At 28.0% G+C, this 24,884-nt stretch carries 21 protein-coding genes and 1 other RNA gene; 3 read left to right on the forward strand and 19 right to left on the reverse strand.

Annotated features, from left to right (window positions below; genetic code table 4):
• Positions 1–918, reverse strand: coding sequence for a gamma-glutamylcyclotransferase family protein (locus AB5V95_RS01950; RefSeq protein ID WP_369085706.1), 918 nt, complete (start codon positions 916–918; stop codon positions 1–3).
• Between the two features lie 313 nt (positions 919–1,231).
• Between AB5V95_RS01950 and ffs the strand changes: the two genes are divergently transcribed.
• An RNA gene (ffs, locus tag AB5V95_RS01955) (signal recognition particle sRNA small type) lies at positions 1,232–1,329 on the forward strand.
• 9 nt (positions 1,330–1,338) lie between these two features.
• Positions 1,339–2,016 carry a hypothetical protein gene (locus AB5V95_RS01960; RefSeq protein WP_369085707.1) on the forward strand — a complete coding sequence of 226 codons (678 nt, stop codon included), beginning with the start codon at positions 1,339–1,341 and terminating at the stop codon, positions 2,014–2,016.
• Between the two features lie 60 nt (positions 2,017–2,076).
• On the opposite strand, the gene AB5V95_RS01965 is transcribed toward AB5V95_RS01960, so the two are convergent.
• Both AB5V95_RS01965 and rpsD read right to left on the reverse strand, forming a co-directional pair.
• The gene (locus AB5V95_RS01965) at positions 2,077–3,762 is read right to left on the reverse strand and encodes a hypothetical protein (RefSeq protein WP_369085708.1); all 1,686 of its coding nucleotides are present in this window, start codon (positions 3,760–3,762) and stop codon (positions 2,077–2,079) included.
• A gap of 132 nt (positions 3,763–3,894) precedes the next feature.
• On the reverse strand, positions 3,895–4,500 hold the full coding sequence (gene rpsD / locus AB5V95_RS01970) for a 30S ribosomal protein S4 (RefSeq protein ID WP_027122927.1): 606 nt from the start codon (positions 4,498–4,500) through the stop codon (positions 3,895–3,897).
• A 299-nt stretch (positions 4,501–4,799) separates the two neighbouring features.
• On the opposite strand from rpsD, the gene AB5V95_RS01975 reads away from it, so the two are divergent.
• Positions 4,800–5,666 (forward strand): FAD synthase, encoded by an 867-nt coding sequence (locus AB5V95_RS01975; RefSeq protein ID WP_027122926.1) that lies wholly within the window; start codon positions 4,800–4,802, stop codon positions 5,664–5,666.
• Between the two features lie 34 nt (positions 5,667–5,700).
• Here the strand turns inward: AB5V95_RS01975 and AB5V95_RS01980 are convergent, their stop codons facing one another.
• The 16 genes from AB5V95_RS01980 to AB5V95_RS02055 form a co-directional block, all read right to left on the reverse strand.
• Positions 5,701–6,750: an LLM class flavin-dependent oxidoreductase gene (locus tag AB5V95_RS01980; RefSeq protein ID WP_369085709.1), complete on the reverse strand. Its 1,050-nt coding sequence runs from the start codon at positions 6,748–6,750 to the stop codon at positions 5,701–5,703.
• 24 nt (positions 6,751–6,774) lie between these two features.
• Entirely contained in the window at positions 6,775–7,362 is a 588-nt protein-coding gene (locus tag AB5V95_RS01985; protein ID WP_369085710.1) for an FMN-dependent NADH-azoreductase, read from the reverse strand.
• Positions 7,363–7,516: 154 nt separating this feature from the next.
• The gene (locus AB5V95_RS01990) at positions 7,517–8,098 is read right to left on the reverse strand and encodes a hypothetical protein (protein WP_369085711.1); all 582 of its coding nucleotides are present in this window, start codon (positions 8,096–8,098) and stop codon (positions 7,517–7,519) included.
• 2 nt (positions 8,099–8,100) lie between these two features.
• The gene (locus AB5V95_RS01995; RefSeq protein WP_369085712.1) at positions 8,101–8,829 is read right to left on the reverse strand and encodes a triose-phosphate isomerase; all 729 of its coding nucleotides are present in this window, start codon (positions 8,827–8,829) and stop codon (positions 8,101–8,103) included.
• 9 nt (positions 8,830–8,838) lie between these two features.
• On the reverse strand, positions 8,839–9,345 hold the full coding sequence (locus tag AB5V95_RS02000) for a hypothetical protein (RefSeq protein ID WP_369085713.1): 507 nt from the start codon (positions 9,343–9,345) through the stop codon (positions 8,839–8,841).
• Between the two features lie 86 nt (positions 9,346–9,431).
• Positions 9,432–11,921 (reverse strand): ATP-binding cassette domain-containing protein, encoded by a 2,490-nt coding sequence (locus AB5V95_RS02005; RefSeq protein ID WP_369085714.1) that lies wholly within the window; start codon positions 11,919–11,921, stop codon positions 9,432–9,434.
• Positions 11,914–13,080 carry an ABC transporter ATP-binding protein gene (locus tag AB5V95_RS02010; RefSeq protein WP_369085715.1) on the reverse strand — a complete coding sequence of 389 codons (1,167 nt, stop codon included), beginning with the start codon at positions 13,078–13,080 and terminating at the stop codon, positions 11,914–11,916. Before AB5V95_RS02010 ends, AB5V95_RS02005 begins: the two co-directional genes overlap by 8 nt.
• Before the next feature lies 1 nt (position 13,081).
• A complete protein-coding gene (locus AB5V95_RS02015) occupies positions 13,082–14,386 on the reverse strand; it encodes an ABC transporter permease (protein ID WP_369085716.1) in 1,305 nt (434 codons plus the stop codon).
• Between the two features lies 1 nt (position 14,387).
• The gene (locus AB5V95_RS02020) at positions 14,388–15,530 is read right to left on the reverse strand and encodes an ABC transporter permease (RefSeq protein WP_369085717.1); all 1,143 of its coding nucleotides are present in this window, start codon (positions 15,528–15,530) and stop codon (positions 14,388–14,390) included.
• Between the two features lie 17 nt (positions 15,531–15,547).
• Positions 15,548–18,421, reverse strand: coding sequence for an OppA family ABC transporter substrate-binding lipoprotein (locus tag AB5V95_RS02025; protein WP_369085718.1), 2,874 nt, complete (start codon positions 18,419–18,421; stop codon positions 15,548–15,550).
• A 296-nt stretch (positions 18,422–18,717) separates the two neighbouring features.
• Positions 18,718–18,897, reverse strand: a complete 180-nt coding sequence (locus tag AB5V95_RS02030) for a hypothetical protein (RefSeq protein ID WP_369085719.1) — start codon at positions 18,895–18,897, stop codon at positions 18,718–18,720.
• 176 nt (positions 18,898–19,073) lie between these two features.
• Complete coding sequence (locus AB5V95_RS02035; RefSeq protein ID WP_369085720.1) at positions 19,074–20,708, reverse strand: P80 family lipoprotein; 1,635 nt, start codon at positions 20,706–20,708, stop codon at positions 19,074–19,076.
• 102 nt (positions 20,709–20,810) lie between these two features.
• On the reverse strand, positions 20,811–20,987 hold the full coding sequence (locus tag AB5V95_RS02040) for a hypothetical protein (protein ID WP_156924229.1): 177 nt from the start codon (positions 20,985–20,987) through the stop codon (positions 20,811–20,813).
• 3 nt (positions 20,988–20,990) lie between these two features.
• Entirely contained in the window at positions 20,991–21,962 is a 972-nt protein-coding gene (locus AB5V95_RS02045; protein ID WP_369085721.1) for a carbohydrate ABC transporter permease, read from the reverse strand.
• Positions 21,904–22,941: a carbohydrate ABC transporter permease gene (locus tag AB5V95_RS02050; protein WP_027122912.1), complete on the reverse strand. Its 1,038-nt coding sequence runs from the start codon at positions 22,939–22,941 to the stop codon at positions 21,904–21,906. Before AB5V95_RS02050 ends, AB5V95_RS02045 begins: the two co-directional genes overlap by 59 nt.
• Positions 22,941–24,884 (reverse strand): ATP-binding cassette domain-containing protein, encoded by a 1,944-nt coding sequence (locus tag AB5V95_RS02055; RefSeq protein WP_369085722.1) that lies wholly within the window; start codon positions 24,882–24,884, stop codon positions 22,941–22,943. The genes AB5V95_RS02050 and AB5V95_RS02055 overlap by 1 nt, the downstream gene beginning before the upstream one ends.

Below are 24,884 nucleotides of genomic sequence, written 5' to 3' on the forward strand. Positions count from 1 at the left end.
TTATTTATTTTTAGTTTCAAAAAAGGCTTGAAGTTGTTGATCAAAACGTTTAAATGGATCAATATTAAAGTTTTTAAATACAACTTGAAAGGCAACGTTTTGATATCATCCGACTTGGTCTTGATTTTTTGTTGCGTCAACAACAGCTGATGAAAAATAAATAGGTTTCTTATTAGTTAAAAAATCATGTTTTAACTCCAAATATAAGTTTTTAAAAGTAATGTTGATTTTTGAATCTGGGAACAAACCATTAAAAGCTTTGTAATAAAAAATGCTATTTAGTCCGGTCTTTTGTCCAAATGAAACCATCATTCCATATTTTTTATTATCGTTTTCTATCCCGATTAATGTATATGGTTCTGCTGAAAATAGTTTATTTTCTTTATCATCTAAAATTAATGCAAAATATGGATGAGTAATGTCTTTAATCTGATCATATTCTTCATCGCTTAATTCATAAACTAAAATATTGTCACTAATTCCAAATTGAGCAGTTCTTTTTTCTAGCTCAATAAATGACTTTAAATTTTCTTCTGTTGCATTTGGATTTACTGAAAATCCCATATCTTCAGTTGCTAAATAATATTTACCAAACTCCAATTTAGTGTAAACATATACATTTTCTAAAATTTCATTATTTTCTAAATTTAAAACATTAGCTTGCATTCTTTGATATTGAGGAAACATTTCTCAACGATCAACTGCAAACAGTTCGTCTTTTGTAATTTCAAATACCGTTCCCTCAACTTGCGAACCAATATCTTTCTTTAATAAAAAGTAATTAGTCTCGTCAACACATTTTGCATAACCATTTAAAATTGCTGGCATTTTTTTAACGCCTTCGTGAAAGATATTTTTATAAAATAATTCTTCTTGAATTGTTCCATAACTAAATAAATAAATTTTTTCTTCTGACATATAACCTCTTTTATTTTCTATACTAAAAAATTATAATATATTATTACTGTTTGTTGCAAAGCATCAACTAAATGGCGAAAAAAATGAGAATTAAAAGCGAAATCAAAACTAATAAATCTTATAAAAGTTAAGAATTTCAAAAACTAATCGAAAATCAGTTCTTTTCCGTTGATAGTCATTTGTTTTTTTTAATATCATGTGCCTTTAATTTATTCGCATATTAAACAAATTATATCTTTATGTAATCAAGCCAATACACTTTCTTTAAAGCTTAACTTAAAATATTGATAAATTAAAAAATATAATATATAATTATTTATGCCATGAGAATGACAACCTTGTAACTTGGTCAGGATAGAAATATAGCAGCCATATCGAGAAGTGTCGTGTCTTGTGGTTTTTTTATAAGGAGATAGTTATATGATAGTAACAAAATTATTGCAATCATTTGAAAATATAGATGATTTAGAATTACAACCAATATTAAGAACAACAGAATACACTATTTATATTAAAAAGAGTTTAAGTAAACGTCTTAATGAAACATTAGCTTTGGATTTGGTTAATAATCCGACAGAAAAAGATATTGAGCTATTTCAAAATTATTTTATTGATGCTGATGAATATTTTATGACACCAAACGGAACATATGATACAGCACAAAATAAACCTTTAACAAATTGAGATTATAATAATGATGAAAAAAATTATTTTGCTTCAAAAATTCAATTGTATTTATTAGAGAGACTTATGTCACATTTAGAAAACGATAATGATGATAAATTCTCATTAATCTTAATGCTATTATTTCAAAATCCAAATAATGAAAATCAAGTTGCTTTGAGGCCTTTTCATGTATTCTGTCACCCTCAGTTGGCACTAGATGAACTTAACTTTATGACTTCTAAATTAAGTGCATCAAAAAATGGCTCATATTTAATGTCACTATTAAAAATCTATTCTGAAGATTTGAAAAAATCAAATGAAAATTATTTAAATGACGCCGATCAAATTAGAACATATTTAAAAACCAAAGTTGCTATCACCATTGAAAAAGCCATCGATATAATTAAAGAAAAACTCTCAGAATTCAATTAATAATATAATTCATTTTTAAAAAACAACAGACCTTAAATCTGTTGTTTTTAAATTTATTTATTAATGTCTTCTTCTATTTTTTATCAATATTGAAACAGTTAAAATTAATGCAAATAAAACTGTAGAACCGAAAACTGCTAAAATAATTTCTGTTGTTCCAAATGTTCTCTTAGGTTTAGAATTTTTATCTAATAACTGGTTAATTTGGTCAGTTAATTCTTTATTTTTAGATTCCAATTCCTTAATTTTGTCATCTTTGTTAGATAAGCTAATCTTTAATGATGATGAAACAGCATTAATAATCGATAAGGTTATTTTATCTAAATCATCGCCTGTTTTTGCTTTATTTTTTTCTAATTCAGAATTAAATAATTCTGTTTCATTATTTTCAACTTTATATCTTTGCAATAAATTCGAAATTTCAGCATACGAATCAAATGAAGCAACGAAATCAAGAATATTATTAGAAATAAATGTTAAATTATCTTTATTCTTTTCTAATAACGCCAATTTTTGATCTAGATTTTCATATAACTTATCTAAGTAAGAAGAAATTAGTGAACCTGTATAAAAGCTTTTCAATTTATTTTTAAATTCTCCAAAGACTACCATGTTAGCCTTATAAAAATTAATAGCTTTTTCAAAAGTTGCCAATGCGTTTTGGTCAGTATTACCAACTAACTCTTTAATTTTTTCTTCTTTTTCTCTTAATTCATTTTGAAGTCTAGTAATTTCAGTTTCTTTTTCTTTAATTGATTCAGTTAATTTAGCAATTTCTTCAGCTGACATTTCTTTTGATTTTTTAGCAGCTTCAGTAGTTGAATGAATAATTGACAATGTAATCTTTGCTAAATCATCGCCAACATTTTCTTTATTTTTTTCTAATTGAGCATTAAATAATTCTGTTTCATGAGCATAAACACTATATCTTTGCAATAAATTTAAAATTTCCATATAAGAGTCAAATGAAGCAACAAAATATAAAATATTTTTAGAAATATAATCTAGATCATCTTTCTTGTTTTCTAGTGCGGTTAATTGGGTATTTAAGTCTTCATATAATTTATCTAAATAAGTGCCAATTAGTTCAGATGTATAAAATTCTTTTAATTTTGTTTTAAATTCATTAGCAGCAACTAAATTGTCCTTATAAAAATTAATGGCTTGTGTAAATGTATTTACTGCTGTTTTCTTTTCTTCTGTTAATGCAAGTATTTGTTCAGCCTTTTTCTTATTTTCAGAATCTAATGTATCTAATTTATTTTTTAAAACCGCAGATACACCGTTTACAATAAATTCACGAACCTTATTCGTATCCCTATTATGATCTGGATTCTTTTCTAATTCTTTGGCCAAAGAAGCGGGGTCTTCTGTAATTTCTAAATATTTAGATATTAAACCCAAAGTTGCGGTTGTATCGGTAAATATCGAAATGAAGTTTGATATATTTTTAGAAGTATATTGAAGATCCTCTTTTTTTTGAGATAGTGGGCCGTACGAACCTAACAGTTCAAAAGTTAACTCTGATAGATAAATTTTAACACGATTACTTTCAAATTTATTGCCCATATCTTGTAATGACCTAGTCATTTGTAGAACTGGTAGATTATATGTTTCGATTACAGCTTTTAAATTATTTTTAGCTTCTTCTTGATTATTTTCAGAACCGTCTGTTGCACTCATTACCACTGCCGGTACTGCCGCTAGCGGAATAAATGAAGCTAGCATGAATTTTATTTTTTTCATATATTATCCTTTCTTATTATATATATGATAAATTATAAAGATATAAAGGTATTTTTACTATAAAAACAAATAAATAATAAAAAAAACAACAATTTACAAAAAATAGTAATTGTTGTTTAAAAAATAAATTTATTATACTAAACGGTTGTAGTATTCAACGATTAATGATTCGTTAATTTCTTTAGCGAATTCAGTTCTTTCAGGTAATCTTGTGAATGTAACTTTGAAGTTTTCTTTTGTTAATCATGGTGAAACAGTCATAACTTCTAATGCGCCTTTAACTTCAGCATTGTTTTGTAGTGATGGTTTCATTTCGATAACTGATCCAACTTTAATTGTCATTGAAGGAATGTTAGCTTTGTGTCCATCTACTGTGAAATGTCCGTGGTTTACCATTTGTCTAGCTTGAGCTCTTGTACGTGCTCATCCAGCTCTAAATACTAAGTTATCTAATCTTGATTCTACCATTTGTAATAGATTAACCCCAGTAACCCCAGCTTTTTTAGAAGCTGCAACGAATAATGTTTTGAATTGACGTTCATTTAAACCATACATGTATCTAACTTTTTGTTTTTCATACATATGTAATTGGTAATCTGATGGTTTAGCTCTTTTAGCTCCGTGTTGTCCTGGAGCTGTTGTACGTTTTTTACCTTTTGTGAATTCTTTGTTGTTTTCTAAAAGTGAAGTTCCATATCTTCTACTTCTTTTAAACATTGATCCTGTAAATCTTGACATGTTTTTATCCTTTCTAATTTCGCAAGGACTATTAATAATTCCTATCCAGTGTTTTTATTCTAATGATTTCGGAATACAGCTTGCTTACTCTCAAATTTAAAGCAAAACAAAAACATTATGAATAATATTATTATGCTGAGTCATTGCTAAAACAATTTTACACTATTTTGTCAAAAAGTATCACATTTAATATACATATTAAATTGATAAATTTTTTATGCCTAAAAAACTTTTTCCAAAAAGTGCTCACATTATTATATAAAACGCTAATAATCTTATTTTTTTTATAAAATTGTTATATGAAAACTTATAGCTGAAATTTTATCGATAAATTGCCAATAGATGATAACTTAATTTTGTGTTTAGGTTCATTTGAAACTTTACATTTAGGACACAACCAACTTTTTAAATTAGCCAAAGATTTAAAAACTGATAATCCTGATAAAAAGTTGGCAATCATACTTTTTAAAAGCCCTATCAAAAGCGGAAAAATTCAACAAAAGAAGGCCTTCCAAACCAAAACTAGACTAATTACTTTATTCGAACTGGGTTTTGATTATGCTTTTGTAATCGATGTTAATGAACAAATTATAAACCTTGATTATCATGTGATAATTAATAAATTTAAAGAAAATAATGTAACAGATATTGTTTGTGGCCCTGATTTTAAATTCGGATTTAATCGACAAGGAACGATAGAAAAGCTAAAGAAAAATTTCAATGTGGCCATTGCTGACGAAAGAAAAGTTAGCAAGCGAAAAATTTCATCAACTTTAATTAATGAGTTAATCGAAGAAGGCAATATTTCAGCAATTAATGAACTACTATTGCAAAACTATGCTTTTATTAGCAATATTGAAAACTTTGAATATAAATATCCAGAAAATTTAAATCAGTTAAAATCAGGAATTTATATTGTAAATGCAATTATTGCTGATTATGAATATCATGGTCTTACATTAATCAACAAAGATAATCAAGATAATAATAAAAAAGCGTTACAAAATAACATTTTATATCTTTTTGATTTAGAAGTGATTCCTTCTAAATATCAAGAGATTTATATTGAGTTTTTAGCAACAATTAGATATATTTCTAATAGCTATGATAACAATTTGAAAGATAGTGATTTAAATATTGCAAAAGAGTATTTTTTATCAAAATAAAATCGAGAAAGATATAACTTCTCGATTTTATTTTCTATTGTTTATTAGCAAAGTATTCTCTAACAATTGGAGCAACTTTTTCGCCGAATAGTTTAATAGCTTTCATAGTATCTTCATGTGGAACTGAACCAACTGGAAGGTGTAATAAGAATCTATCTAGATCCAAAATTTCGATTGTATTAATAATTTTTTTAGCAACGGTTTCAGGAGAACCTACAAACATTGCGCCATTATCACCAATCATTTCCAAGTATCCTTCATATTCAAGTTCTTGTCAGTGTGGTCTATCTTTAGCAATTCTATCAACAAATGTTTTAGTTGGGTGTCAGAATTTTTCAATTGCTTCTTCATCAGTTTCAGCAATAAAACCTCATGAATGTGAACCTACTTTTAATTGTTCGTCAGTGAAACCAACATGATATCCAAAGCTTTTATAAGCTTCTATTAATGGTTTGAAGCTCTTTGGTTTACCGCCGATAATTGCATAGGCAATTGGAAGACCTTTAGATGCGATTTTAATAGTTGAGTGAACATTACCGCCTGTTGCAACTCAAACTGGTAAATCAATCGCCCTTGGATAAACTCCTTTATTATTGATTCTTTGAGTAAATTGTGTTCCTGGTCAGTTTACAATTTCGTTTTCTTTAATATGCAATAACATATCCAATTTTTCATCAAATAATGAATCATAATCTTTTAAATCAAAACCAAATAGTGGAAACGACTCAGTGAATGAACCTCTACCAACCATAACTTCTGCTCTACCATTTGAAAGCGCATCAACGTGAGAAAAGTTTTGATAAACTCTTACAGGATCTGCTGATGATAAAACGGTTACAGCACTTGATAATTTAATTCTTTTAGTGTTAATTGCAGCACCTGCTAAAATCATTTCAGGGCTTGACACAGCAAAATCATCTCTATGATGTTCTCCAACGGCATAAACATCCAAACCAACTTTATCAGCCAATTCTACTTCTTCAATCATGTCTCTAATTCTTTGATCGTGGGCAATTGGTTTTCCGGTTTTTTCTAACGCTGTAGTTTCGCCAAATGTCGAAATACCTAATTCTATTTTTTTCATATTTACCTCTTTTTTTTAGTTATATTAATTGTTTATTTTTGCTAAAATTCTCTCAAATTCTTTTGTTAATGTTTTAGCGTAATCATCTGGATTTACATTAATTAATGAAGGCATTTTAGTTCCATTTATTTCAATAAATTCAATTGATTTTGCACCAATAAATGAAAGAACTGTTTTTAATCATTGATTTTGCAATGAAGTTGTTCCTGGTTCTTGACTAGCTCCTTGGCTTGAAATTACTACAACATTTAAATTAGTTAATAAGCCAACAGGATATCCGTCTTTTGATAGTTTATAAGAAAATGTTTTGTTAGGAATTGATATGCCATCAAAAAAGTTTTTCAATACCGCCGGAGTCATAAAGTTAATTAATGAACTTGATATAACTAGTAAATCAGTCTCTTTTAATTTATCAATTCACTTTTCTCCATTAACTAAATTTCAATATTCTGGATAATTATTTGCGTTTAAACTATAATTTGCAAATTCAGTGTCGTTTAAATTAATTCTTTCAACATCACCTGCAACCCTTTGAAATTCATCCATTGCAGCTGTTGTAAAAGAAAGACCTTTTTTAACTATCGCCGAATCTAAAAATAATATCTTTTTCATTTTAATACCTCTCTATTTTTTGTGCTATATAATGATAATACAAAATTTATAAAAATACATTATTTTTTGTATTTTTCTCCAAATTTCTTGTATTTTAACGAAAAATAGGCATAAAAATACCGTGAAGAGCTAAAAATCTACACGGTTTTATTTATTAATTAGAACGATTTTTATGTTTAGCAATTACCTTTTCTAGATTATCAGAAATCTGAATGTAAGTAGACAAGATTTGCATATCGTCAGGGTTATTATCAACTAAAGTCTTGTTCAATGTATCTTTTTCGTTTTGATCTTTTGATGATTCAATAATATCTTGAATTTCTTTCCTTAAATTTGCAACTTTAGAAATGTATTTTTCATACTCTTCACCAGTCTTGGTAATTTCATTAGTTACACTTAACTCTTTTTTCTTTAATGAATCTAGAATTGATTGAAGTTCATTATTTGATTTTGAATTATCTAATAATTCAACTGAACCATTATTATAAACAATCGAAAAGTTCTTTAAATATATTAAATAGTTATCTCTAATTGGCAAATAGCGATAAAAAGGTTTGGCATTAGAAAAATGTGAATATGTTGATAATACTACTTCTCTTATGGCGTTTTTGTGATTGACATTATTATTCTTTTTTGTAGCAGAATACTGGATTCCAACAGTTGCAGCCGCTATAGCTCCACTACCCCCAATTAACAATGAAAGCATTAAAATTAGATTTCTCTTTTTGACATCCATATTTATTTAACCTCAAGCTCTTTAGCTAAATTAACAAAGTTTTTTGCGTCTAAAGAAGCTCCACCAACTAAAAATCCATCTAAATTTTTAACTTCTAATAAGGTTTTAATGTTTGTATCGCAAACAGAGCCCCCGTATAAAATTGGAAACTGATTGTTAGTTATTTTTCTAATTAAATCTACTGCTCTCTGAATGTGTTCTATTTTAGGGATAATACCATTTCCGATGCAGTAAATTGGTTCATAAGAAATAATTAAATGACTTAGTGTTGTTATGTCTTTTAAAGCAGAATTAATTTGTTTAGTCAATACTTCTTCTAATCTATTATTTTGAAATTCTTCTAAATTTTCGCCAATACATAAAATAGGGCAGATTTTTGTATTCTCGATTTTTTTTATTTTTTCATTAATTAATTCGTCAGTTTCATTGAATAATTGTCTTCGTTCAGAGTGGCCTATTAAAATAAAATCTAGACCCAATTCAATTGCTGATCTAATTGAAATTTCGCCAGTATATGCACCTTTTTCTTTGTGAAATATATTTTGAGCACCAAACATAAAATTACGTTTTTTAAACATATCTGCTCAGGCAATTGCATCATGCGAAAACGCAGCTCCAATTTTAACATCTTTTAAATCAGCCTCTTTGATTGCATTTTCTAAATCTAAAATGTATTGCTTACTTTCAAAGCATGTAAAGTTCATTTTCAAATTACCAATTAAATATTTCATAATCCCTCCCTAAAAAACTATTTTCAGTGCAAAAAATGGTATTAAAACAATAATTACTAATATTCCTATCCCAATTAATAAAAGAAAAGATAGATTATTAGGCGTTTTATAACTTTTTTCTTTAGCTTTTTTATTTAATTCTATGTCATATTCTCGTCTGACACGGTTAATTATTTTATCTTTCTCAAACTGACTCATAGATGGGCTATATTGTTCTTTAGCACGTGACGATATTATTCTCGATCTATGCAAATCTATAAATATTTTAAAAAATCATTTTCCAAGCCCTTTTCTAACCAGAATTACTATTAAATTAATTGTAATTAATGTGATAAAAGAAAAGGATAAAGCTGTCTGTCAAGATTTTTGCTTATCACCTTTAAATGAGTATCTAACAATAAAAACTAATGCAACGGCAAACACTAGAGATATAAAAAAGTATAAAATAGTGCCTAAATTTCAGCCTTCTTTTCAATATCTTTTACTCTTCGACTCTGCAAATTGTATTCTTGACATCTCATCCTCCTTTATTTATTTAATAATTTTATATTATTTTAAATGATAATAAATAAAATATCGACATTGCTGTCGATATCTTTAAATTATTTTTCTTCGTTTTCTTTAACTCATTTTTTAACTTGTTCTTTTGTTCCGTAAACATAGTGATTTTCGTTAATTTTGAATGTTTCAGGAACATTAGGGAATTGCTGTTCATCTAAATAATCTAAAGCAAATGAAACGTTTTGGAATTTCTCGTTTGCATTTGAAATTTTAGGTATTGCTTTAAATAAATTAATAGTATATGGATGAACTGGGTTGCTGTATATTGCTTCAGTTTTACCCGATTCAACAATTTTTCCTAAGTGCATAATTTGAACATTGTCTGCAACGTATTCAATCATTGACAAGTCATGAGCAATAAAAATTAATCCGATATTTTTCTTAATACACAATTCTTTTAATAAATTAACTACTTGTGCTTGAATAGAAATATCTAGTGAAGCAATAGGTTCGTCAGCAACAATAACTTTAGGTTCAGTAATTAGAGCACGAGCAATAACGATCCGTTGTAATTGTCCACCACTAAATTCGTGTGGATAACGATATGCAAACTGTTTTAGTAGTCCGACATCCTCTAATGCTTTATAAATTATCATTTTATATAATAACTCTGATATTAAGAATTTTGCGATTGGGAATGAAATAATAGAATCAAAAAATCTTTTTCTTTGTTCTCAACTTTCGGTTATAGGGTTTTCACCAGCAGTATTAGATGAAAGGTTCTTTTCAACTCAAGCATGGTCAATACCTAATAAAAGATAAATATTTTTAACATCTTTTTCTAGATATTTTCTTTCGATAGCAAATGATTTTAAAGTATCTTCTTTTAAATTTAAATCAGATTTATACATTTTTAAATTCAATTGAAGAGTATCATCAACTTTCTTGATTTTTTCTTTTAATTCTTTAATTTTTGAAACAGACTTAACTGTAGGTTCGGCCTCTAATTTTTGAATTTTAGCTAATAATTCTTCTTTAGTAGATTTAGCTTGTTCTTCTAGGTATACAAAAAATGAATTTTTATATTCTTCAAATTTTGCATTGCAAATTGTTTGTTGATCAACTAATTTATGGTATAAAGCTTTTTCTTCTTTGGTTTTTTGATATAAGTCGCTAATTTGCTTTTTGTAATTTGCAAGGAAAATAGCTTTTTCTTTTTCATAAGTTTCTTTAGCTTCTGATAACTCTTGACGAGCAGCTTCTAAATCGCTAGCTGAAACAGCAGGTTCATCGTGACGAGCAATTATTTCTTGAAGACCTTTAATTTTGTTTTCATTTTTTTCTATTTTTAATCTTCATTCATTTTCATTTTTCGATGATTGTTCAACATATTTTTGATAATCAAATGAAAAATTATTTTCAATTACTTGATCAATGTTTTTTCTGTTGTGTTTAGTATAAACAATACTGCCTAAGTGTTCATTATAAAAGTTTTTTATGTAATTATCAATTTCATTGATGATTTTTTTAACAACTTCAAAACCAAGTAAAGTTGCCTTACTTTTTACTTCTTTAATTAATTTCTTTCTTTTTGACATTAAAATTTCATTTTTCAAAGTATATAAATAATAATTTAAATCGGTAGACATCAAACGAGAGATGCTAATTAACATTTTTTCGTTTTTGCTTTCATGAATGTAATTATTGAATGTATTCTTTGTTTCGTTTTTAAGGTCAGTGTAACTTCTTAAAAGATTTCTTAAATTTTCTTTTTGAATTTTTAGTTCTTTTTTAGCTTCATAAGAATCAATTGATTGTTTAGATAATTGTTCTAATCTTGCCAATTTAAGTTTAGAGTTTTTGAAATTAATTTCAGGTTTTGTTAAATCATCATTACGATATCTTTTTTGAACATCATAATAAAATTCAATAAGTCTGCTTGCGTTAGAATACATGTTGTTAATAATCAAACTTTCAACATGTTGTTTTTCTTCTAAATAGCCATAAAACAAGGCGAAATTATCTTCTTTAGCATTTGAACTGTCAAACTCTAAATTTTCAAATCTTTTAATTCAATTAGCAAAAAGTGGTTTTGCTAATCTATTAATTTCACGATAATTTTGTAATTCAAGTTTCATAGCTTCAATGTGAAAAGTATATTTAAAAGCTTTTTTAACTTCTAATCAGTCTTTAAAAATATCATTAATTTTACTTTTCATTACCCCATTTACTAATAGAGGTTCTTTTAAAATAGAATAAATATTTTGTTGACCATTTAATGATGCATGAGGATCTTGGAAAATCATTTGCACATTTTTTCTTAAAAATTTTCTTAAACGGTTTGAAATATTTTTACCAGAAATGATTTTGTCTTCTAATTTAACAAAACCATTAAAGTCATCATACAATCTTAAAATTGTTCTACCAACAGTAGTTTTACCTGAACCAGATTCACCAATTAAACCAACAATTTCACCTTCGTGTAGATCAAAAGAAACGCCATCAACAGCTTTGTTTATAAAGCCTTGATTAACGAAATATTTTTTTAGGTTATCGATTGTTAATATTACTTTTTTATTATCTTTATTCATCTTTAAATGCCTTCTTAAATAAATCTAAACGTTTCAATAAATCTTGTGATAGTTGCACTTTTGGAGCATCAGGGCTCAATAATCATGTTGCAGCTGAGTGAGTTGGGGTAATTGGGATTAGTGGAGGTTCTTTTAAAAAGTCAATTTCTAGAGCATAGTCATTACGCGACGCAAAAGGGTCACCGATTGGTAAGTTAGCCATGTCTGGTGGTGTACCTTTAATGTTGTATAATTTCTCATCTTTACTTTCAGGTATAGCTGAAATCAAAGCTCATGTATATGGGTGAGCAGGTTCAGTAAAAATTTCTTTTTTAAGTCCTCTTTCAACAATTCTACCAGCATACATAACATAAATGTAATCACAAAACTTAGCGATAACAGAAATGTTGTGACTAATTAAAATAATTGAAATACCCATTTTTTGACGAATTTCTTCAAATAGCGCCAAAACACTAGCTTGAACAGTTGGGTCTAGCGCTGTGGTTGGTTCGTCAGCAATTATCAAATCAGGTTTTAAAGCAACGACCATTGTTATAACAATTCTTTGCTTCATACCACCTGATAAGGTGTGAGGATAAGCCATGAAAATTTTTTCCGCTTGTCTTAGTCCGAAAGTTTTTAATAATCCAATTAAATATTCTTTTTTCTCTGAATAAGGTTTATCCATTCAATCAATATTATTGTTTAAAGCATCTAGTAATTGGTGACCAATTAGTCTAGTTGGGTTTAGTGATGTTAATGGATCTTGAGGAATATATCCAATTTTTTGACCACGGATAAATTCTCAATATTTTTGTTTTTTAATTTTTGTTAATTCATATCCACCGATTTGAATTTTATCGGCTGAAATAATACCGTTTTCGTTAACATTAATCAAAGTCTTTGAGGTAACTGATTTACCAGAGCCAGATTCTCCGACTAAACCAATAATTTCTCCTCTATGCACGTCAATATCAACACCTCTCACAATGTGAATACTTTTTTTCCGACCTTGAGGAAAACTTACATGTAAATTTCTAACTTCTAAAACTTTATCTTTTGCCAAATCTTCTACTTTAATTTCGTTTAATACTTTTTCTCTTCTTAATTTAATTTTTTGCGATTTTGATTTAGTTTTTTGAACTAATTGGTCTTTTTCTTTATTTTTTAAGTTTGACATATTATTTTTTCTTTCCTTTGCTCATAACTTTTGGATCAAGTGCATCATGAACACCAAGAGCAATAAAGTTTAATGATAATGATAAGAATAAAAGTATTAAAGCAGGTAGTAATAAGATTCAGATATTTGAACCAGTTTCAGAAGAAGCTTGAATTAGCATTTGTCCAAGGTTTGTATCTTCTTGTACTCTGAAGAATCCTAAGAACGCTAGCGATGCTGTTCATAAAATAACACCTGGCACTGATTTAACAATCGAAGTCGCTACTTTACCAATAATTGCAGGTAAAGCGTGAACGAATATTTGTCTTCCAGAAGAAGCTCCAATTGCTTTGGCAGCTGTTATATATTCTTCATTTTTAACAGTAATTATAAATAGTCTTGTAACACCAACAAATCCTGGTCATCCAACGATTGTTAGCGCTAAGATTAAGGCGTTTTCATTAACACCTGTAATTGATACGAATATTAATATTCAAATTAATGTAGGGGGAGCTAAGAAAATCTCAATAACACGCATTGAAATTGTGTCAATTAATTTACCAGCATTGAAACCTAAATAAGCACCCACAGAAACACCAATTAGTGCTTGTAAAGTAACAACTATTAGGGCAATTTTAATAGCTTTTCAAGTTGCATATCAAGCAGTAACTCAAATGTCATATCCAAATGATGTTGTTCCTAATAAAACATTTGATAAAAAGTCTCTTTGGGTTTTAACAAACTCAGCAACTTGAGCTTCTGTTATATTATCTAAACCAACTTTAGCAATGTAAGCATTTAAGGTGTCGGCAATAGCCAAACTATATGTATTGTATGTTACTCTTAATAATGGAGTACCTTCTATTGGTTCATAAGAGAAATCTCTCGGTGTAGAAAATACATATTCCATAAATTTCTTATATTGCTCATTTTCATTCATTTTTCCAGAAATATAAGATAGTCTTTCTCAAATTCCACTTGTTGTTTCTAATGGTCTTGTAACAACAGGCGTTGAATAAGGAGGTAAACTTCTTATTAACTCTGAATTATATAATTCTTTGTTAGGAATATAATCTGTAAACATTGGACTAGGTATTAATAATGATAGTAGCAGTATTGATAAAAATACTACCAAAGAAATAACAACAACGGGGTTTTTGAAAAAACGTTTTACTATTTCTATACTCATTTTTTTAGGTTTACCAGCAATAGAAGAAGATTGTTGTCTCTCTTTGTCTGTAATAAAGGCAAACTTCTGAGCTAATTCTTCGTTTATTTTGTATTTTTTATTAAACGATTTAATTTCGCTTGTATCTAATTGAGACATTTTATTTCTCCTTTCCGCTAGTATTAACTAATTGCGATTCATTTGATCTAAATAAATCTTTTGCTAATCTTCTTCTTTCTAAATAAGCTTTGAAGAATAGTCAGTAATTTTTCTTGCTTCTTGCAGCATATGTAATTTTTGGATCTAATAATGTATATGATATATCCACAATAATTCCACTTAGCAATGAAACAAATGTAAAGAATAATGTTGAGAACATAACAACGTTAATTTCTCCTGATGGGAAGGCGTTAACGATAATTTGTGATGTTCCTGGTACTTGTCAATATCTCTCAATAATGATCGAACCTGATAAAAGTCCAATAAATGAACCAAATATTAAACTAAATAATGGAATTGAGATATTTCTAAATACATATTTAAAGAAAATCTGTGTTGAACTTAAACCTTTTGTTTTAGCAATTAAAACATAATTTGAAGTTAATACAGTTATGACTTGGTTTCTTGTATATGTTACATAAGAAGCCAGTTGACCCAATGTCATAACCATGATAGGAGGAATATAAGCTAATATTTGAACTCCAATTGGTTGATTTGAACCAGGTCTTGGAACGATTGATAATACACCTAATTTTGCGAAAATAGTTATAACTAAAGGCGCAATAATAAATGATGGTACAGCTATAAATACTAATACAAACAAGTTAGATGCCGAATCAAAGAACTTACCTCTTTTATATCCAGCAATAACACCAATAGTTATACCCAAAATTGAACTTAAAACAAATGTTGGAACTGTAATTATTAAAGTGTATTTTAGAGGATTAAAGAATAATTGTCAAATATTTTTATATTCAGCTGAGTTTGGGTTATTTTTTGTATTGAATAAGAAACCAAAATCTCCTCTTGTAAATATATTTCCAATGTAGTTGAAATATCTAACAATTAACGGTACTAATTCTCCTGGTTCTTTCTCTGTTCCATAACGAAGTCCGTGCTCTACTTCTAACTTAGCAAGTAATTCTCTATAAGTTTCACCTTTCTTTGCATTCTTCAATAAATCCTGCGCAACAGGATCTAATGGGTTTGGTCCGAATGTAGCAACCAACATGAAAACGAAAAATGAAATAATAAATAACGTAAGAATAGCGAACGCTATTCTTTGACGTATATATTTAAACATAATAAATAATTAACTACCTATTTTTTAATAATTCAATCTTGGTATGGAGTTGCATCCGCACCTGATAATATTGGTGTTACGTAATTTTTATTTATTAATACTCTTATAAATTCTTCTTTACTTCTGTTCATTTCAGTAGTAAAGTTTACGTTTAGATACGAGCTAAGTTCTTGCATTAAACCAACTAAGTATTCATTTGTTTTTCCAGAAACATAGTTTAATCAGAATATAGATGATCATTCGTATGGGTCAACAACATGTTTACCACTTTCAGGTTTATATGCTTGAGGTTGTTTAACTGTAACTGTTTTTTTAACTTTGTTACCGTTTTCTTCAACTTCTTGTTCTTTTTCAACATCTAATAAATCAAGTTCGTAGAATCCAGTAGTTTCGTTAACTTTCATTTTGTAACTTAAGTATCTGTAAATTCCTCTAGTGTAGTAGTAACCAGATGCTTTGTCTAATTTATCAAATGGTATTGATGATACAAATTCGTGTTGTTTTTCATAATCAACAACGCCTTTAGCCAATTCATATACTTTAGGGAAAGCTTTGGCAAATGCTGATGTTTCTTCTAATCTTGATAGACGAACTAATGTAGGAATTAAGTTTCCAGTTCATGAAAGACCGTCGTATCCTGATCCGATTGAGTCATAGTCATATGATCATGCAACCATATTTGTACCAGCTAAACCATCTTGTCTTCAAGCAACAAACTCATCTTTAACTTTAGGATCTGCTATATTGTTGAATGTTCTAACAGTTAATTTAATTCTTGGGTTTAATTCTGAAACAACTTTTGAAAATGCTTCATATGCAACTAAATATTTGTCGGGTGCATTTGAGTATGGGAAGAAGTAGCTAAATTCGATCTTTTCGTCAGCAAGTGATGGGTGTTGTCTATCAAATTCTGCTAATAATTCAGCCATTTTTTCTTTTAAAATGTCTCATCCGGCTGATTTTAATTTTTCAGCTATATTAGCTTTATCAGCATTAACTTTAGCGTTTTCTGATGGGTTTATTTCTCTACCGAATTGACCAAAATCAATAATGTTTCCGTCTTTGTCAACTGCTGATAAGGCGTTAACTAAATCATCTGCATCTGCTGGGTTTTTGTATTTAGAAGTTTGTTGGTCACTTCCACCGATTGATGATCCGTCAGCAACTTTAGCAACTCAAGCCTTAGATACACCACCAGTCATTTCGCCGACAACAACATCTCAGTTAATAGCGGCATTTAAAATTGTTCTAAAACTTAATCCTAAACCACTTACATAACTATCTCTATTTTGTTTATCAGCTTTTAAGTCTTCAATAGAAGTTCCAAATACTAATTGAGCATAAGCTTCGTTAAATGCGTAGTTATATTTTAAATCTTTTACTCTATTGTTAACAAAAGGGTTAGATGCAAGTCTGTAATATGGGTTTTTAGCGTTTAATTTTTTAAATAATCTAAAACCGTATGACAATGCTTCTTTAGAAACTTTTTCTTTTTGTGAATCTGTTAATTGTGTGTAAGAAATTTGTGATAAAGTACCTTGTTCATATTTTAAGAATATAGAATTGGTAAATTCTTTAGCATCAACTGCTTTTTGTTGATATAAATTAGTAATTGTGTTAATTGTGTCAGTTCTATTAACAAATTCTTTATCTCATGAATGCATGTTTTTAGCAATGCTTTCACTAGAAGCTAAACGCCCTTTACCGTAGTATGCACCACTGAATAGTGTTGATTTTAAGCTTGTTCCATATCAGTATGTTCCAGCTTTATATGCTTTACTATCGGCTGGTAATTTATTTAATTCTTGTAAATATTCAGCTGCTTCAGCGCCTGATAATAATTCATCTGTTTCTGTATATAAAGGTTGATTTTTGCTTTCATTCATTGCATCAATAAATTGAGAAGGAGCTGGCATAAATGTCATATCTCTTCCAAATAATGTTGATTGAGCAAATTCTTTAAATTTAGCATCTGCATTAGCAAGTGCTTCAAATGTTAGAGCTTGTTTTCCGGCATAACTTTCAACACCAGCTTCAACATTTGTTAAGAATGTAGATTCTTCGTCAAATTTATCAGAGTCAACACCAAAAACTTTAAATAGATATTCGTTGTTGTATGATTCTTTGTCTGTGAAAACATTGTTAGCTGATTTAGAAATATCTTTTTTAAATAGAGCATCTAATTCTGTTGTTCCACCGTGGCTATGTCTATCTTCTTCATTGTTGTGAAGTGTTCTTATTCATGAGTAATAGAAGTCTTTTGGAACCACTTCGTATTGAGTTTCTTCACCTTTGTTGTCAACTCATTTAACACCTTCTTTAACTACAACTTGTAATTTTGTAGCATTATTCAATGCTTCGGTAAAAGCGATACTGTTAATTGATCTTTCGTTATTAGATGTTAAAAAGTGATTAGGGTTTGAGAAGTATCTTTCATTAACAGGACCGTCGTTTAATACTTGATCTGGTTCTGGAACAACAACTTCAGCATCATCATTATCAAAAACTTTTGTTGTACCGTTTTTTAATGTTAATACAACAGCTTGCGCTAAACCTAATTGGTATTTAGCTAAAGTTGGTTGTGTAACTAAGCTTTCAGTTTTTTTAGTTGAAGTTAGATAAACTGATTTAATTACTGCTGGTTTAACAGCTTTAATTCTAAATAGTTCTCCACCTGTTAAATATGTAAATGATCCTTCTACATATGCACCATATGAACGAGAAGCATCTCAATAGAATGGTCTTGTGGTTAATTCAGCGTTATACTCAGCTACGAATTCATTTTTTTCGTATGCTGGCACAACTTTACATGATGCTGCTAATAATGCAGGAACACCAGCGGCTGTTAGTGCCCCACTAGCTAGCAATCATAATTTTGCTTTGTTTTTCATTTTAACTCCTTAAGTTAATTGTATATTTTCATAATTTTGTATTTAATTGTGAGAGGTTTTAAAAATATACAAAAATAATTATAAATTATTTTGATATTTTTTGGGCCATATGTTTATAAAATATGGTTTATTTTTAATTGGATTTTTAATTTTTTATTAAAATTATTAACTTTTTTTATGAGATATTTGGCTTTTATTTTCTAAATTTTCTTATTTTATTTTTTAGACAAAAATTAGACTATGAACCTCTAAAAGCCATAGTTTTTGCCTTGCCAAGATTCTTTATGTGATTATGATTAGTTAAAAAAATGAGATTCATTATTAGCTCCTTTAGAAATATTATTCATGTAATTCTTATACATTGTGCAAATAATATTCTTCTTAATGAAGTTAATAATTTCGACAACGAAAAACGCAGCCATAATAGCTGTTGCAGAAATAATTCAGTTTTGTAATCTTAAGTTATTCTCTTGCATGTTTTTCCTTTTTAATTGCTAATCATTTTACCTAATTTTTTTATAAAATTTCAAAAAAAGTGGTTTTTTTAGTGTTTTTTCAATAATTTTTCATAAAACTGGCTTATTTTTTGTCAAAAAACTCAAAATAAAAACCTACATTATTTTCTAATAACATAAGTTTTATAGCTTTGATTTTAAATTAAATTTATTTTTAAGAATTTTAAAAAGTTTTCAAACGACAAACTATCTTTATCATTTTTGGCATTAATATTATCATATATTATGTAATTGAAATAATGTTCTATTAATTTTCTAAAACTATCGCTTTTTTCATCAACTGGATCTTGAAAAGGAATGATGTTATGATTTTTTAACATAGTAGAAATGTTTTCTGTAATTGAATTGTGATAGTTATTTTTATTTAGAAAATCTAAATATTGATCGTTTGGATAAATATAACCTAATTTATAGTTAAGATAAGCAACCGGAGTTAAAAATAAGGTGTTATTATTATCTTTTCATTCTAAAATATTATTTTCATTTACCAATCAGTTAATAAAGTTTTTAGTAATTAAATCACTTCGCTCATCTTTTTTAATTGCAATTAAATTTAAGCCTTGTGATAAAAAACTTCCATTTGTATTACTTTGATTATATTTTTCTGGCGCATTTAAAAATGTCACATATTTTTTATTATCAGTCGTTTTTATTATGTCATTATATGCCCTGGTTGATGATATAAAAAACATATACTGATTTAATAATTGTTCAGTATTATTAATAATTTTATTTGATCTTAGTTGAATGTTATTATTTAAAATATTGTCTAAACTCAAATCATAAGCTCATTTAAGTTTATGATTTGAGTTGTTATTTAAGTCAAATATATTTTCATAATCCAAATTATTATCATTTTTATATTTTAAAAAATAGTCAGCTCAATTACCATTCGCTTTATCGAATAATAATTTATAAAAATAGTTAGCGCTATTAGAAACATATAATGGACTATTCTTATTGCTATTTTTTATAGTATAAGATTTATTGATAAAGTTAGATAAATCTAATAATGACTGAGTTGATAAAAATAAATCATCGTAAAACTTAAAATTTTCTTTAAAAATATAATCATCATGAAATTCAATATTTTCAAAAGCTTTTTCATATTGTTTTTTGATTTTTTCATCACTATTTAAATATATTTCAATAGCATTTTTAAATATCGTATTACTATTTGAATTAAAAAAATCATAGTCATGGTTTAGCTTTTTTGTGTGATTCAATAATTTATCTAAATAGGCGCCTAAATAGATATTATTAATGATTAATGATTCCGAACTTAGTCCGATTGACATATTAAAAATCTCGTTATTAGAATTTGAAATACCCAGTCTTTTGTTAAAATTAAGTATTTTTTGATAAATATTAGCATCTTTAGCTTCTTTATCTAAATTTACTGATCTGTTATATTTATTAACTAAGTTAGCCAGGCTAGGGTAGTATAAAACTATATTAGGAACAAACTCGTCGTTAGTTTCTAATTGTAAAGCAATTGAAGAGTAAATGTTTTCTCTGCCTCTATTCATAATTAAGTTAACTTTATAATCATTATTTAAATCATTATATCTATCAATGATTTTTTTAAAAATTAAAAAATCTTGTTCAGGGAATTGTCTAATTCGAAAAGTAATAGTATTTTTATAATCTTGTTTAGTTATACAAGATAGTGTTGCAAATGAAATCATCGGCAACAGCGCAAGCGAATAAAATACTTTATTTACCGTTTTTGAATACACTTTTTTCTCGAATTTACTCTTTAACTTAAACATATTATAATTTTACACATTAATTTAAACAATAATAAAAACCCGGACGTTAATATAACGCCGGGTCATAATTTAAAATAAATAAATAAACACAGAATAAATAATTTATAGACCTTTTGATGCTAATCCAATTGGAGCTAACACAAGGCCATAAATTGCTACTCCAACAATTGCTAACGCTACTAAAACACTTAAGATAATTCCGATAATACTTAAAGCAAATTTTGCTTTTCCAATTTTTTTAACTTTTTTTAGTTGAATAAATAGTTTATTATTGTCCATATTTTATCCTTTTGTAGCATTACCGTTTCTAGCGATAGCATTCATAATTCTTTTTCTTAAAATAAAGTAAACAATTATCATAGGTAGAATTGCCAATATGGTACCAGCCATACGAATTGATCTATACACAATTTGTACTTCAGCGTTAGCTGCTTTACCAGTTTGGAATACCCATAAGTTAATTGGTTTTCATAATGTATCAACACTATCAAATAATAATGATGGTCATACATATGAGTTTCATGAAGCAAAAGCGGTTAAAATAGCCACTGTTCATGTTGTAGATTTTACCATTGGCATTGCTATTTTGAAAAAGTATACAAAGCCATTAGCTCCATCTAACATTGATGATTCTTTAACTGAGTTAGGAATAGCTTCAAAAGCATTTCTATACATTCAGGCGAAGAATACTGAAGCAGCAAATGGGATAATCATAGTAATGAATAATCAGTTTGGTGTTTGTCATCCTAAAGCGGTAACGATTTTGAATTGACCACTTAATAAACCGATTTCTGGAATAATCATTAATGAGATAAAGAATCCAAAGAATCCTGCTTTACCTTTTCAATTTTTTAAGGCAAAAGCGTATCCCAATGTAATAGAGAAGAACATTCTAACCAAAATAGATACAACTGTTAACGAAACAGTAAAAATTACTGATTGTAAATATCCTTCACTAAATGCTTCGGTAAAGTTTTGTCAGTTGAATATTGCACCCTTGTCAAATGATCTAGGGAATAGTAAAACTTGTCCTCTAATTTGTCATAGTTTATCAGTTAGAGCTTGTGTAATCATGAAATAGAATGGGAATAGAATTAATAAGCCAAAGAAACCTAAAATAAGAATTTTAAAGGCTCATGAACCAATCAACGCTAAAACATTTGTTGTTTGGTATGGCTTAGACATTATTTCTTGTTTAGATTTTAAATATCGGTTTTCTACTCAATGTCTTGCTTTCAATTTTGTTAACGACATTTCTTTCTCCTACTTTTACACTTGCTAAATAAATTCATGATGTAATTTGTCTTACTGATTTAGAGAATGCTAAACCAATAACAAACAAGATAACTGATGCGGCACCAGCAACAGCAAAATTACCTTTTGAAGTAAAGTTAAAGATATATAAGATCAAGGTTGCACCTTGTGCTGACATAGCTTTTTCTGGGCTGTTGTTAAATAATGCTAATGGGAATGTTTTAATACCACCAATTAATCCCATAGTAAACAAGAACGATATTGTTTTTCTAATTGATGGAAGGGTAATTGTGTAGAATTGTTTTGTGCTTGAAGCTCCGTCAATAGAAGCTGATTTGTATAAATCTTGATTTACTGACAACATAGCTGTTGTTAGAATTAAGATTTGGAATGCTAAGCTTCCTCAGATACCTCTAACCAAAATAATTCAGAATGAGTTTCAACTACCTAATGTTGAATTTGTTAAGAATTGTATAGGCGCTTTTATTCACCCTCATTTTAATAATATTCTATTAACTATACCATCTTGTTGATCAAACATAACGCTAAATGCCATAGATACAGCAATTGCTGATGTAACATATGGTAAGAAGAATATTGTTTGTCAAAAACTTTGTGCTCATTTTTTTGCAATTTGCACGATGGCAGATGAAATCAATAATGATATTCCTAAACTAATAGGAATTGATAAAATAGCGTACATTAATGAGTTTCTTACTGCTACTGCAAAGCTTGTTGTTTCAAATATCTTTGCATAATTTCCAAAGCCTAGTGTATAAACACCTTTTGTAAAACCTACTTGAATTTGGAATGATTTAATTAAAACTAGCAAGAATGGAATTAATGTAAACAATAGAACTGTAAAAATTGAAGGAAGCATTAATAATAAAGGTTTATAAAACTTTGTTTTATTATTCAATACACTTAATGCTAGACCAGGATTTTTAATTCTATATTTTTTTCAGAAATATGTTTTCATTATTCAACACGTTCTTTTGTATCTACGTCAAATAAGTGATATAGATCATTATTTTTGATTTTTAGGTTAACAACTTCACCAATTTCATAGTGATGTTTTTCACCTAAAAATACGTTTGCTATTTTATTGATTTCAGGAATAAATATTTGAGCTTGTATTTCTTTTCCAAGGTATTCAACCACCTTGATTGATCCAGAAATAATTCCATCTTTTGATTCAACTAATGACTCACCTCTGAAACCTAAGTCAATTGTTGATTTTTTATAGCTCTTTGGAACTTTAATTAATCTTTGTCCTTTATAAACTACATAGCCTTCTTCGATTTGAGCCTCGAAAATTGTCATTTCTGGCATACCTAAGAATTTAGCGACAAATTCGTTTGTAGGTTTTAGATATAAATCCATTGGGCTACCAATTTGTTGTACCTTAGCGGTTGACATACATACAATTTTGTCACTGATTGACATAGCTTCTTCTTGGTCGTGAGTAACAAAAACTGTTGTAATACCCAATTCTTGTTGAATTGAACGAATTCATTTTCTTGTTGAAATACGTAATTTAGCATCCAAGTTTGATAATGGTTCGTCAAGTAATAAGATTTTTGGTTTTTTAACAATAGCACGGGCGATAGCAACACGTTGTTGTTGTCCACCTGATAATTGTGTTGGTCTTTTTGCTAAGTTTTTAGTAATTTCAACTCTTTGTGAAACTTCTAAAACATCTTTAACCACAGCTTCATCAATTGTTAGTACATCTTTAGACAATACTTCAATTTCTTTTTGTAAGTCTTGTGGTAACTTAGTAATTAATAAATGGATATTTTTATTAAAGTTTTTACCTTTAATTTTAAAGTTTTCCAAAATTCCAGCAAAAGCTGAATTTACAGCTTCAGCATATGTTGCTGATGTTTCAGCAATAACTGCTTTTAGTCTGTTTTCAACTTCGGTTATTTTCTTTGGAAATTCTGAATTTTTTTGTTCAAGTTTTTTAGCTTTTAAATTGCTTTTTGCTTGAGCAATAGCTTCTGAATTTCTCTTCTTAGCTTCTGCATATTTTGATTCGTATTCAGATTTAAACTCTTTAATTTTAGCTTTTGATTCACCTAAGATAACACTTCTTTGTTTATTAAATTCGGTTTCTAAAAGTCTAATTTGTTCACTAATTTCTTGGCTTGATAAAGTAGAATTTTCTGATAGTTTTTTAACTTCAAAATCTTTTTCTTTTCTTAAACCGTAAATTTTTGATTGAGTTTCTAATTTTTCTTCTTTAATTGCTTTTAAAACTTTTTTAGTTAAGTTTGTTGCTTCGGCAATTTTTTTAGTTTGTAAGAAGTTTAACATATTCACTTCAGCATCGATAATATCGTTGTGTTGTGATTTAAGTTCGCTCAAATATTTTTCTGTTTCTTTAGGGTTATCGATTAAATGATAAAATTTTGTATCTAATTCATCAATAACTTGTTTTGGAGTTTTGAAATGTTTTAAAATTAATTTAAAAATTTCATTTTGAGCTGATTTTGTTTTTTCAATTGTTTCAGCTTTTCAATGTTTATCATTTGATAAAGGGAAAGCAATGTTTTCGTAAACTGTCATATGTGGATACAATGCATAGTTTTGGAAAACAAGCCCAAGTTCTCTTTGTTGTGGAGAGAATTTTGTTACATCAATACCTGAAAAGAAAATCTTTCCACTTGTTGGACGTAATAACCCTGAAATTGCATTTAGGGTTGTAGTTTTACCAGAACCTGAAGGTCCTAATAAAGTTACTAATTCTCCTCTTTCAATAATGAATGAAGCATTATCAACTGCTAGAGATTCACCAAAGTCAATAACTAAATTTCTGATTTCGATGGCAGGAATTGATTTCTTCATTTCGTAACGTTGTTTAGAGAAACTATGAATATCTTCTTGGGATAATTGCTTTTTGGTTTCTTCAATTTTCAT

This window comes from Metamycoplasma spumans, from assembly GCF_041026625.1.
Taxonomy (GTDB): Bacteria; Bacillota_I; Bacilli_A; order Mycoplasmatales; family Metamycoplasmataceae; genus Metamycoplasma; species Metamycoplasma spumans.